Annotated in this window: 8 protein-coding genes; all 8 read left to right on the top strand. The window is 66.3% G+C overall.

Going from position 1 to position 13,121, the window contains the following annotated elements:
* Positions 1-13 precede the first annotated feature (13 nt).
* Positions 14-1,573 carry a glycogen synthase GlgA gene (glgA, locus tag CAG00_RS15365; protein WP_075045668.1) on the top strand — a complete coding sequence of 520 codons (1,560 nt, stop codon included), beginning with the start codon at positions 14-16 and terminating at the stop codon, positions 1,571-1,573.
* A 14-nt stretch (positions 1,574-1,587) separates the two neighbouring features.
* Positions 1,588-3,330, top strand: coding sequence for a malto-oligosyltrehalose trehalohydrolase (treZ, locus tag CAG00_RS15360; protein ID WP_085664655.1), 1,743 nt, complete (start codon positions 1,588-1,590; stop codon positions 3,328-3,330).
* A complete protein-coding gene (gene malQ, locus CAG00_RS15355; RefSeq protein WP_085664654.1) occupies positions 3,327-5,396 on the top strand; it encodes a 4-alpha-glucanotransferase in 2,070 nt (689 codons plus the stop codon). The genes treZ and malQ overlap by 4 nt, the downstream gene beginning before the upstream one ends.
* Entirely contained in the window at positions 5,393-8,167 is a 2,775-nt protein-coding gene (locus CAG00_RS15350) for a malto-oligosyltrehalose synthase (RefSeq protein WP_085664653.1), read from the top strand. The genes malQ and CAG00_RS15350 overlap by 4 nt, the downstream gene beginning before the upstream one ends.
* 14 nt (positions 8,168-8,181) lie before the next feature.
* Positions 8,182-8,430: a DUF2934 domain-containing protein gene (locus CAG00_RS15345; protein ID WP_085664652.1), complete on the top strand. Its 249-nt coding sequence runs from the start codon at positions 8,182-8,184 to the stop codon at positions 8,428-8,430.
* A 153-nt stretch (positions 8,431-8,583) separates the two neighbouring features.
* Entirely contained in the window at positions 8,584-10,737 is a 2,154-nt protein-coding gene (gene glgX, locus CAG00_RS15340) for a glycogen debranching protein GlgX (RefSeq protein ID WP_075045673.1), read from the top strand.
* Positions 10,738-10,916: 179 nt separating this feature from the next.
* The gene (locus CAG00_RS15335) at positions 10,917-11,726 is read left to right on the top strand and encodes an endonuclease/exonuclease/phosphatase family protein (protein ID WP_025339815.1); all 810 of its coding nucleotides are present in this window, start codon (positions 10,917-10,919) and stop codon (positions 11,724-11,726) included.
* A gap of 300 nt (positions 11,727-12,026) precedes the next feature.
* On the top strand, positions 12,027-13,103 hold the full coding sequence (locus CAG00_RS15330) for an autotransporter outer membrane beta-barrel domain-containing protein (RefSeq protein ID WP_025339816.1): 1,077 nt from the start codon (positions 12,027-12,029) through the stop codon (positions 13,101-13,103).
* Positions 13,104-13,121: the final 18 nt, after the last annotated feature.

Raw genomic sequence — 13,121 nt, 5'->3', positions numbered from 1 at the left:
GACGGAGAGAAGTATGATCAGTGCCGCTGTCGAGCCTCACGTAGATTCATTCAACCCGGACAACCGCGAACCGCTCACCCCGGACTTCGCCACGACAGGCAAGGCACCCGGCGCCCAGCGCCAGCACAACCGCAACAAGCGCAAGATTTTGTTCGTGACCTCGGAAATCGCCGACCTGGTGAAAACCGGTGGCCTGGGTGACGTGTCTGCAGCCCTGCCCCGTGCCCTGGCGCACCTGCATGATGTACGGGTACTGATCCCCGGCTACCGCCAGGTGATGGAAAGCGACAACCCCATCCACATCGTCGGTGAACTGGGTGGCCACGCCGCCCTGCCGCCGTGCAAGATCGGGCGCATGGACATGGCCGACGGCCTGGTCATCTATGTGCTGATCTGCCCCGAACTGTACCAGCGCGACGGCACCCCCTATGGCGCCAACAACGGCCGCGACTGGCCCGACAACCACATCCGCTTCGCCCGCCTGGGCCTGGCCGCCGCCGAAATCGCCGCCGGCGAAGGCAGGATCCACTGGAAGCCCGAAGTGGTGCACGCCCACGACTGGCCCGCCGGCCTGGCTCCGGCCTACATGCACTGGCGCGGGCTGAGTACGCCAACCCTGTTCACCATCCACAACCTGGCCTACCAGGGCGTGTACAGCCGCGGTTGCAGCCCGGAACTGGCGATCCCCGAGCACGCCATGCAACAGGAAGGCATGGAGTTCTACGGCAAGCTTTCGTTCCTCAAGGCCGGCCTGGCCTACGCCAGCCACATCACCACGGTCAGCGCCACCTATGCCCGGGAAATCACCACCCCGGAATTCGGCTGCGGCCTGGACGGCTTCCTCGCCAGCAAGGCCCAGCAAGGCCTGCTCGGCGGCATTCCCAATGGCATTGACGAAAGCTGGGACTCGGCCACCGACAAGCACCTGCAGCACAACTTCAGCATCAACGACTGGGAAGGCAAGGCGCGCAATGCCCAGGAAGTGCGCGAGCTGTTCAAACTGCAACCCTCCGAAGGCCCGCTGTTCGCCGTGGTTTCGCGCCTGGTCTACCAGAAAGGCCTGGACCTGACCCTGGGTGTGGCCGACTACATCGTCGAGCAAGGCGGGCAGATCGCGATCATCGGCCGTGGCGAGCCGGAAGAAGAGCAGGCCATGCGCGAACTGGCGCTACGCCACCCGGGCCGTATCGGCGTACGCATCGGCTTCAACGAGACCGATGCCCGGCGCATGTTCGCCGGCAGCGACTTCCTGCTGATGCCGTCACGCTACGAGCCATGCGGCCTCAGCCAGATGTACGCGCAGCGTTTCGGCTCGCTGCCGGTGGCGCGCAACACCGGCGGCCTGGCCGACACCATCGAGTGCGGCGTCACCGGTTTCCTGTTCAACGAGTCCACCGTCGAGAGCTATCGCCAGGCACTCAGCCGCGCCTTCTATGTATATGGCAAGAAGGACCTGCTGAACGCCATGCGCTGCCTGTCGATGACCCAACCGTTCAACTGGTGCCAGGCCGTGGAACCCTACGCACGCCTGTACGAAGACTTGGTCAAGCAGGCACAGCACAGCCACTACTGAACGGGGAATCGAAGATGCACAGACATGGCGCACACCTGCTGGACGCCACGTCGGCGCGCTTCGCCCTCTGGGCCCCGGATGCGCGCAGCGTGAGCGTGGAACTGGAGCAGCAGCCGGCCATCGAGCTGTTGCCCGACGATGATGGCTGGTTCACCGGCGTGGCCCCGTGCCAGGCCGGTGACCGTTACCACTACCGTATCGATGGTGCACTGCAGGTGGCCGACCCGGCCTCGCGCTACCAGCCCGATGGCGTGCAGGGGCCGAGCCAGGTGGTGGATGTGGCCAGCTATGCCTGGCAACACCCCTGGCAAGGCCGGCCCTGGCACGAAGCGGTCATCCAGGAGCTGCATGTCGGCCTGCTCGACGGCTACGCCGGGGTCGCCCGGCAACTGCCGCGCCTGGCCGAACTGGGCATCAGCGCCGTCGAGCTGATGCCGCTGGGGCAGTTCCCTGGCGAGCGCAACTGGGGTTACGACGGCGTGCTGCCCTATGCGCCGCAAAACACCTATGGCAGCCCCGAGCAGCTGTGTGCGCTGGTCGACCAGGCACATGGCCACGGGCTGATGGTGCTGGTCGATGTGGTGTACAACCATTTCGGCCCCGACGGCAATTACCTGCACCAGTACGCCAGCCCGTTCTTCCGCGAAGACCGGCAGACCCCCTGGGGCGCAGCCATCGACTTCCGTCGCCCGCAGGTGCGCGAGTACTTCATCCAGAACGCCCTGATGTGGTTGTGCGACTACCGCTTTGATGGCCTGCGCCTGGATGCCGTGCACGCCATCGACCAGCCCGACTTCCTGGTCGAGCTGGCGCAAAGGGTACGTGCTGCGGTGGAACCCGGCCGCCACGTATGGCTGGTACTGGAGAACGAGCACAACCAGGCCTTCCTGCTGGAGCAAGGCTTCGACGCCCAGTGGAACGACGACGGCCACAATGCCCTGCATGTGCTGCTCACCGGCGAAACCGAAGGCTACTACGCCGACTACCAGCAGCGCCCCATCGACCAGCTGGCCCGCTGCCTTGCCGAAGGTTTCGTGTTCCAGGGCCAGGCCAACCGCCATGGCACGCCCCGCGGCGAGCCCAGCGCGCACTTGCCACCCAGCGCCTTCGTGCTGTTTCTGCAGAACCATGACCAGGTCGGCAACCGTGCCCTGGGCGAGCGCCTGACCCGCCTGTGCCCACCGCAGGCGCTGCGGGCGGCCACCGGGCTGTTGCTGCTGGCACCGATGATCCCGCTGCTGTTCATGGGCGACGACGATGGCAGCTGCCGGCCGTTCCTGTTCTTCACCGACTTCCATGACCAGCTGGCCGACGCCGTGCGCGAAGGCCGGCGCGGCGAGTTCGCCCATTTCGCCGCCTTCGCCGACCCCGAGCAACGCCAACGCATCCCCGACCCCAACGCCGAACAGACCTTCGAGGCCTCCCGCCCGCAAGGCAAGGAAGTAATCGCCGGCTGGCACGGCCTGTACCAGCACCTGCTCGAACTGCGCCGCCGCCATGTGATCCCGCACCTGCCCGGCAGCCGCGCGCTGGGCGCCGAAGTACACGGCGACAAGGCCCTGACCGCACGCTGGTGCCTGGGCAATGGCACCACCCTGCGCATCGACCTGAACCTGGCCTCCACCCCACAGGGGGTCGAGTTGCCCGCGCCGGCCAACCGCCTGTTCGACAGCAGCGACACCCGGCACCCCGATACCCACCTGGCCGCCTACAGCTGCGTGGTCAGCCTGCTTCCCCCTGCACTGGAGCGCCCATGAGCGAAACCGCCCTGCACCGCCTGGCGACCCGCGTCGGGCTGAGCCGCGACTGGATCGACGCCAATGCCCGGCCCCAGCGTGTCAGCGACGAGGTACTGCGCAACATCCTTGAAGGCCTTGGCCACCCGGCCAGCGATGACGCCGCCATTGCCGCCAGCCTGCGCGCCGTGGACGCTGCCGAAGACAGTGAGCACCTGCCACCGCTGCTGACCGCCGACCTCGGCCAGCCACTGGCATTGGCGCGCTACTTCAGCGCCGCCAGCGTCGCGCACTGCACCTTGGAGGACCACAGCGCCCTCACCCTCAGCCTTGACGACCAGGCCCGCCTGCCCGGAGCGCTGCCCATCGGCTACCACCAGGTGGAAATCGACAGCCGCCGCTTCACCGTGGCTGTGGCCCCGCCACGCTGCCACAGCCTTGAAGACCGCGTGCAGCAGCCGCCACCGCGCTGCTGGGGCCTGGCGGTGCAGCTGTACAGCTTGCGCCGCCCCGGCGATGGCGGCTACGGCGACTGCCTGGCCCTGGAACAACTGGCCCGCGCGGCCGCCGAGCGCGGTGCCGATGCCTTGGCCATCAGCCCGATCCACGCCTTGTCGGCCATCGACCAGACGCACTACAGCCCCTACTCGCCCTCCAGCCGCCTGTTGCTCAACACCCTTTACGCCAGCCCTGCCGCGCTGCTGGGCGAGCGGGAGGTGCGCGTGGCCATCGAAGCCTGCGGCCTGGAGCAACAGCTGGAAGACCTGGAGCAAGGCCCGCTGGTCGACTGGCCGCGTGCCGCCAGCGCCCGCCTGCGCCTGCTCGAAGCCCTGTATCAGGGCTTCAGCCAGGGCGACCACCCGCTACGCAAGGATTTCGACAGCTTCCGCGAAGCCGGTGGCCAGGCCCTGGAGCACCATTGCCGCTTCGAGGTGCTGCAGGCCCAGGCCGTGGAGCATGGCCTGGGCGCCGACTGGCGCCACTGGCCCAAGGCCTGGCACGACCCGTACCACCCGGAAGTGGAGGCCTTCGCCAACGCCTACCCGGCCAAGGTCGAGTTCCATGCCTTTTGCCAATGGCTGACCGAACGGGGCCTGCAACGCGCCCAGGAAGCGGCGCGCGGCAACGGCATGGCGGTCGGCCTGATCGCTGACCTGGCGGTGGGCGCCGACGGTGCCGGCAGCCAGGCCTGGAGCCGCCAGGACGAGCTGCTGGCAGGCCTGAAGGTAGGCGCACCGCCCGACATCCTCAACCGTGCCGGCCAGGACTGGAGCATCTGCGCCTTCTCGCCCGAAGGCCTCAAGCGCAACGGCTACCGCGCTTTCATCGAAATGCTGCGGGCCAACCTCGCCCACGCCGGCGGCCTGCGCATCGACCATGTCATGGGCCTGCGCCGGCTGTGGCTGATCCCGCAGGGAGCCAAGCCCAGCGAAGGCGCCTACCTCAACTACCCGCTGGACGACCTGCTGCGCCTGCTGGCGCTGGAGTCGGTGCGCCACCAGGCAATCATCCTCGGCGAAGACCTGGGCACCGTGCCGGACGGCCTGCGCGAGCAACTGGCGGCCAAGGCCGTGCTGGGCATGCGTGTGCTGCCCTTCGAGCAGACCCAGCCCGGCCATTTCAAGCCGATTCTCGACTGGCCGGACAACGCCCTGGCCACCACCGGCACCCACGACCTGGCGCCGCTGGCCGGCTGGCTGGAAAACCGCGACATCGACTGGAGCCACCGCCTGCAACTGATCGATGCTGCCACCGAACTGCACTGGCGCCACGAGCGGCAAAAGGAGCACGACGGCCTGCGCCGCACCCTGGAGGCCAACTACGGCACGCTACCGGACAACGATGCGCTGATCGACGCCGCCATTCGCTACGTTGGCCACACCCGCGCACCGCTGGTGCTGGTACCGCTTGAAGACCTGCTGGGTTGCGACGAGCAACCCAACCTGCCGGGCACCACCTCCGGCCACCCCAACTGGCGCCGACGCTTCGCCCGGCCGGTACGTGAACTGCTCGACGACGAAGACGCCGCACGGCGCCTGGAACTGCTGGCCCAGGCCCGCGAACAAGCCTGGGAGCGTGACCGATGAAAGCGCTGACCGCGACCCTGCGCCTGCAGTTTCACAGTGATTTCACCCTCGATCACGCCGTGCCGCTGGTGCCGTACTTCGCCCAGTTGGGTATCAGCCACCTGTATGCCTCGCCCATCCTCAGGGCCCGCGCCGGCTCGCGCCACGGCTACGACGTGGTCGACCCGACCTGCGTCAACCCCGAGCTGGGCGGCGAAGCGGCGCTGCAACGGCTGGTTGCCGCCCTGCGCCAGCACGGCATGGGGCTGATCCTCGACACGGTGTCCAACCACATGGCCGTGGGCGGTGCCGACAACCCCTGGTGGCAGAGCCTGCTGGCCTGGGGCCGGCGCAGCCCCTATGCAGAATTCTTCGACATCCAGTGGCACTCCAGCGACCCGCTGCTGGCCGGTCAGTTGCTGTTGCCGTTCCTCGCCAGCGACTATGGCGTGGCACTGAAGAATGGCGAGATACCGCTTGAGTTCGACAAGCACCATGGGCTGCTGCAAATCGCCCATTACCAACACCGCTTCCCGATCTGCCCTGTCGACTATGGCTGGATTCTCGCCCTCAGCCCGGAGCCGGCGCTCAAGGCCCTGGCCGAACGCTTCACCGCGTTGAACGCATCGGCCACGCCGCTGGCCGACGCCCTGCCCCTGCAAGCCGAACTGGCGCGCCTGGCAGGCGAAGGCGCCGACCTCGAATCGGCCCTGGTGGCGTTCGACAGCCGTAGCGAGAATGGCTTCAAGCGCCTGCACCTGCTACTGGAGCGCCAGACCTACCGTCTGGCCAGCTGGCGTACCGCCGCCGACGACATCAACTGGCGGCGCTTCTTCGACATCAACGAGCTGGGCGGCCTGCGGGTGGAACGCGCGGTGGTGTTCGAGGCCACCCACGCCAAGCTGTTCGAACTGATCGAGCGCGGCCTGGTGGACGGCCTGCGCATCGACCATATCGACGGCCTGGCAGACCCGCGCGGCTACTGCCGCAAGCTGCGCCGGCGGGTCGATGGCCTGCTGGCACGGCGGCCGTTGAACGCTGCCCTGGAGCATTTCCCGATCTACGTAGAGAAGATCCTCGGCGCCAACGAGCACCTGCACCGCGACTGGCTTACCGACGGCACTACCGGCTATGAATTCATGAACCAGGTTTCGCTGCTGCAGCACGACCCGGCGGGCGAAGCAGCGCTGACCGAGCTGTGGGCCAATGTGAGCGAACGCCCCGACTTCCCCGAAGAAGTGCGTCAGGCCCGCCACCTGGTGCTCAATGCCAGCCTGGCCGGCGACTGCGAGTCGGTGGCCCAGGCGCTGTTGCAGGTGGCGCGCAACGACCTGATGACCCGCGACCTGACCCTTGGCGCGATCCGCCGCGCCTTGCAGGCGCTGGTGGCGCATTACCCGGTGTACCGCACCTACTTCAATGCCTGCGGGCGCCCGGCAGAAGACGAAGGGTTTTTCCAGCAGGCCCTGGCCAATGCCCGGCAGGACCTGGGCGAAGCAGACTGGCCGCTGCTCGAGCACCTGCAACAATGGCTGGGCGGGCAAGCCTGGCGCCGCCTGCCAGCAGGCCGGGCGCGCAAGCAGCTGCGCCACGCCTGCGTGCGCTTCCAGCAACTGACCGCGCCCAGTGCCGCCAAAGCCGTGGAAGATACCGCGTTCTACCGCAGCGCGCGGCTGCTGTCGCGCAACGATGTGGGCTTCGACGCCGAGCGTTTCAGCGCCCCGCTCGAGCACTTCCACAACGAGGCCCAGCGGCGCCTGCGCGATTTCCCCGACAACCTGCTGGCCAGCGCCACCCATGACCACAAGCGCGGCGAAGACACCCGTGCGCGCCTGGCCGTGCTCAGCGAGCGCGGCCCGTGGCTGGCCAGCCGCATGGAACACTGGCGCGAACTGGCCACGCCGTTGCGCACGCAACTGGATGACGGCCCGGCGCCCAGCCCCGGCGACGAGCTGATGCTGTTGCAGACCTTGCTGGGCAGTTGGCCGCTGGACCTCGACCTGCACGATGACAACGCCCTGCTCCAGTACGCCGAACGCATCCGCCAGTGGCAGCAGAAGGCCCTGCGCGAGGCCAAGCTGCGCAGCAGCTGGAGCGCGCCGAACGAAGCATATGAAAACGCCTGTGCCGGCTACATCGACGGCCTGCTGCTGGACGGCGAGAACCAGCAGCTGCGCAAATCGCTGGCCGATGCCGCCCACCTGCTGGCCTGCCCCGGTGCCCTCAACGGCCTGGTCCAGGCCCTGCTGCGCATGACCACGCCGGGCGTGCCGGACCTGTACCAGGGCAACGAATACTGGGATTTCAGCCTGGTCGACCCGGATAACCGCCGCGCCGTGGACTACGCTTGCCGGCGTCGCACCCTGGACGATGCAACGCCGGTAGCCGAGCTGCTGGAACACTGGCGCGACGGCCGCCTCAAGCAGGCGCTGATCGCCCGGGTGCTGGACTGCCGCCAGGCCCATGCCGAGCTGTTCCGCCGTGGCGCCTACCTGCCGCTGACCGTGCATGGCCGGCATGCCGACAAGGTGGTGGCGTTCGCCCGCCTTGGCGAAGGCGAACGGGCCGTCATCATCGCGCCACGCCTGGCCAGTACCCTGCTGGCAGGTGCACCGATACCCCTGATCCCGGCACAGAACTGGGACGACACCCGGGTAAGCCTGCCGTTTGCCTTGTCGCCTGCCAACTCGACGGGACTTTTCCCCAGTGCTGCGGTCAGCTCTTCCAAGGAGCTGATGTTGAGCGCCGTGCTGGCGGAGTTTCCGGTCAACCTGCTGATACAACAATCTTGAGCATCAGGAGCGTCATGATGAGTGTTGATGAAAAGCGTATCCGCGAATTTGCCTACCAGATCTGGGAATCTGAGGGTAAGCCCGCCGGCCAGGAAGAGCGCCATTGGGACATGGCGCGCAAGCTGGCCGAAGCCGAGGCGCTGGCACCCAGGGCGGCGCCGCGCAAGCGGGCGCCGGCCAAGCCCAAGGTAGCGGCTGAACCGGTTGAGAAGGCCGTGGCTGTGAAGAAACCCCGGGCGGTGAAAAAGCCGGCTGCCGGTTGAGCCTGCACCGGCCTCTTCGCGGGTAAACCCGCTCCCACAGGTACACCGTCATACTCAAGCCTGGCGCTATCCCTGTAGGAGCGGGTTCACCCGCGAAGAGGCCGGTACAGGCCTACGCAGCTCCCTCCACCACCACGGCCACAGAGGACCGCCATGAGCCCCCGCACCCCGAAGAAAACCCGCTCGGTCGCCCCGTCGCGTATCCGCGAAGGCCTGCCCTTCCCCCTCGGCGCCACCTGGGATGGCCTTGGGGTCAACTTTGCCCTGTTCTCGGCCAACGCCACCAAGGTCGAGCTGTGCCTGTTCGACTCCACCGGCGAGCACGAAATCGAACGCATCGAGCTACCCGAATACACCGACGAGATCTACCACGGCTACCTGCCCGACGCGCACCCAGGGCTGGTCTACGGCTACCGCGTGCACGGCCCGTACGAGCCGGAGAACGGCCACCGCTTCAACCCCAACAAACTGCTGATCGACCCGTATGCCAAGCAACTGGTCGGCAGCCTGCAATGGTCCGAAGCACTGTTCGGCTACACCATCGGCCACCCCGACGGCGACCTGTCGTTCGACGAGCGCGACAGCGCGCCGTTCGTGCCCAAGTGCAAGGTGATCGACCCCGCCTTCACCTGGGGCCGCGACCAGCGCGTGCTGATCCCCTGGGAGCGCACGATCATCTACGAGGCCCACACCCGTGGCATCAGCATGCGCCACCCGGCGGTACCGGAAGAACTGCGCGGCACCTTCGCCGGCCTGGCCAATGACGAGTTGCTCAAGCACATCAAGGAATTGGGCGTTTCCAGCATCGAGCTGCTGCCGATTCACGCCTTCGTCAACGACCAGCACCTGCTGGACAAGGGCCTGAACAACTACTGGGGCTACAACAGCATCGCCTTCTTCGCCCCCCACCCGCGCTACCTGGCCAGCGGCAAGATCGCCGAATTCAAGGAAATGGTCGCGCACCTGCACGACGCCGGGCTGGAGGTGATCCTCGACGTGGTCTACAACCACACCGCCGAAGGCAACGAGCGCGGCCCGACGCTGTCGATGCGCGGTATCGACAACGCCTCCTACTACCGCCTGATGCCGGACGACAAGCGTTACTACATCAACGATTCCGGCACCGGCAACACCCTGGACCTAAGCCACCCCTGCGTGCTGCAGCTGGTCACCGACTCGCTGCGCTACTGGGCCGGCGAAATGCACGTGGACGGCTTCCGCTTTGACCTGGCGACCATCCTTGGCCGCTACCACGACGGCTACAGCGAACGCCACGGCTTCCTCGTCGCCTGCCGCCAGGACCCGATGCTGAGCCAGGTGAAGCTGATTGCCGAGCCCTGGGACTGCGGCCCGGGCGGCTACCAGGTGGGCAACTTCGCCCCGGGCTGGGCAGAGTGGAACGACCGCTTCCGCGACACCGTGCGCGCCTTCTGGAAAGGCGACGAAGGCCAACTGGCCGACTTTGCCTCGCGCATGACCGCCTCGGGGGACATGTTCAACAACCGTGGCCGGCGCCCCTATGCCTCGGTCAACTTCGTCACCGCCCACGACGGTTTCACCTTGCGCGACCTGGTGTCGTACAACCACAAGCACAACGAAGACAACGACGAGAACAACCAGGACGGCACCGATAACAACCTGTCGTGGAACTGCGGTGTCGAGGGGCCGACCGACGACCCAGCCGTGAATGCCCTGCGCATGCGCCAGATGCGCAACTATTTCGCAACCCTGCTGCTGGCCCAGGGCACGCCGATGATCGTCGCCGGTGACGAGTTCAGCCGCACCCAGCACGGCAACAACAATGCCTATTGCCAGGACAGCGAGATCGGCTGGGTGAACTGGGACCTGGACCAGGAAGGCGAAGAGCTGCTGGCCTTCGTCAAGCGCCTGACCCGCCTGCGCCTGGCCTACCCGGTATTGCGCCGCTCGCGCTTTCTGGTGGGCGACTACAATGAGGCGATCGGCGTCAAGGACGTGACCTGGCTGGCACCGGATGGCAACGAGATGAGCGTTGAGCAATGGGAAGACCCGCACGGGCGTTGCCTGGGCATGCTGATCGATGGCCGTGCCCAGGTCAGCGGCATTGCCCGGCCAGGCGCCGAGGCCACCGTGTTGCTGATCGTCAATGCCCACCATGACATCGTTCCGTTCGAGTTGCCGACCGTGCCCGAAGGGGATTACTGGAGCTGCCTGGTCGATACCGACCGGCCAGAGCTGCGCAAGGGGCAGCATCTGCAGTTCGACAGCACCTTTGAGGTGAAGGGGCGATCGTTGCTGCTGATGGTGTTGCAGCGTGATGAGGAGTGAACCTGAACCCGCTGGTATGTGTCCCTTGTGTAGGAGCGGCCTTGTGTCGCGATCGGGCCGCACAGCGGCCCCAGCTATTCTTGCCTTGGTGCTGACAAACGGGGCCGCTGCGCGGCCCGATCGCGACACAAGGCCGCTCCTACAAGGATCCGCGCAAACCCGTTGACCGAGGAGTAACCGTGAACCCCGAAGCCGGCAGTAAAGGTTTCGCCAGTGTCAACCAGGCCCCGGCCGTGAAGCGGCTGCAGGTGCTGACGGTGAATACCCACAAGGGCTTCACCGCCTTCAACCGGCGCTTCATCCTGCCGGAACTGCGCGAGGCGGTGCGCAGCACCCAGGCCGACATCGTCTTCCTCCAGGAAGTGCTCGGCAGCCACGACCGCCACGCCGCGCGCTACCCCGGCTGGCCGCAGACTTCGCAGTACGAGTTCCTCGCCGACAGCATGTGGAGCGACTTCGCCTACGGCCGCAACGCGGTCTACCCCGACGGCCACCACGGCAACGCGCTGCTGTCCAAATACCCGATCATCGAACATCGCAACCTCGACGTGTCGATCACCGGCCCCGAACGACGTGGCCTGCTGCACTGCATCCTCGATGTGCCCGGCCAGCACCAGGTGCATGCCATCTGCGTGCACCTGTCGTTACTGGAAAGCCATCGCCAGAAACAACTCCAACTGCTGCGCAAGCTGCTCGAGTCCTTGCCCGCCGAGGCCCCGGTGATCATCGCCGGCGATTTCAACGACTGGAAATCCCACGGCAACCGCACCCTGGGCCTGCAGCGTGACCTGCACGAGGCCTTCGAGCGCCACCATGGGCATCTGGCCCGCACCTATCCTGCGCGGCTGCCGCTGTTGCGCCTGGACCGCGTCTACCTGCGCAACGCCGAAAGCCATGGGCCGCGGATTCTGGGGCACAAACCTTGGTCGCACCTGTCGGACCACCTGCCGTTGTCGGTCGAAGTCAGGCTTAGCAATCATTCTTCATAGCCACGCCACGACAAATAGCGAACCCCGCTATACCTCGCAGACTTATCAAAAGAATCAACACGTTGAACAAAACCACGGATCCTGAACACTTCCTTCACACTTTCTTGACGCAAGCGGCGGCCTCTCCTTAGCTGAACATATCAAGCAGTAAAGATCTCGCGCCGGGCCTCTAGCTCGCGCCTTCGTGCGCGCTGGCGAAAGCCTGGCGTGCTGGTTTGGGTCGCCCACTGTTTTTGCCGTACAGCTCGTGACAACAGGCCAGGTCCTAGGGCTGTAACACAAAAACAAAGGAGATCCGCCATGAAAAGCACCTCGAACCTCTTGCGCTTCGACAGCATTTTCTACGCGGTTTCCACGTCGCTGCTTCTGGCAACCCCGGTGGAAACTATCGCGTATGAACTGCAGGACGACCCGGCCTCGCCCGGTTTCCTGCACCAGCCGGCAGTACCACAGCTGTCGCTCGACCCGGTCAGCGCCAGTGGCTTGAGTATCGGTACCTTGAATGCGTTCTCGCAGAAGATGAGCGAGCGCCACGGGCAGGCTGCACCGGACCTGGTCGCCAGCCAGTGGGCGCAGTTCTTCCCCACCACCGCGCGCGGTGGCGCGCAGCCCCCGGACCAGCTGGAGGCACCCAGCCAGCAACTGACGATCGGCCCGGACCTGTTCGTGCGTGAAACTGCAGCGGGCAATGTGCACCGCGCGGGGATCTTCGTGGGGCAAAACAACCTGCAGACCAGCTTCAACGGCATGCGCCGGCTGTTGGGCGACAAGCAACGCAACGCCGTGAACCTCAGCGGTGAAAGCCTGGGGGTTTACTGGAGCATGACCCATGAACAGGGCTGGCACCTGGATGCCGTGGCCATGGGTTCGCGCATCGACGTCAATGGCCGTGGCGAGAACGGCCAGCGACTGGACGACAGCGGCCACGCGATGACCTTCTCGCTGGAAGGCGGCATCCCCATCGGCCTGGGTGGCGGCTGGGTGATCGAGCCGCAGGCGCAGTTGATCAACCAGCAGTTCTTCCCCGGCAGCCGGGCGCAGGAAGAGACCTTGCAGGCCTTCGACAGCCAGCCGAGCTGGAGCGGCCGAGTCGGCGCCAGGCTGTCCGGGCGTTATGAAGTACGCGGCATGCCGATCGAACCCTATGTGCGGACCAACGTGTGGTATGACTTCAGCAATGCCGATGAGGTGAAGCTGGACCAGGTCGACAAGATCTCCAGCTCGCGCTACTCGACCACGGTGGAACTGGGGTTGGGGCTGGTGGCTCGGGTGACGCCCTCGGTAGCGCTGTTTGTCAGTGCCGATTACAGCAGTGACGTGGACGACAATGATCTGAACGGGTTGATTGGCAGCCTAGGGGTGCGGATGCGGTGGTAGGCAGGTTCGGCCCTTTCG

Origin of the sequence: Pseudomonas sp. B5(2017), assembly GCF_002112825.1 — a bacterium.
Taxonomy (GTDB): domain Bacteria; phylum Pseudomonadota; class Gammaproteobacteria; order Pseudomonadales; family Pseudomonadaceae; genus Aquipseudomonas; species Aquipseudomonas putida_Z.
Note: the sequence above shows the minus strand (reverse complement) of the source record. Positions and strands in the feature narration are given on the sequence as shown.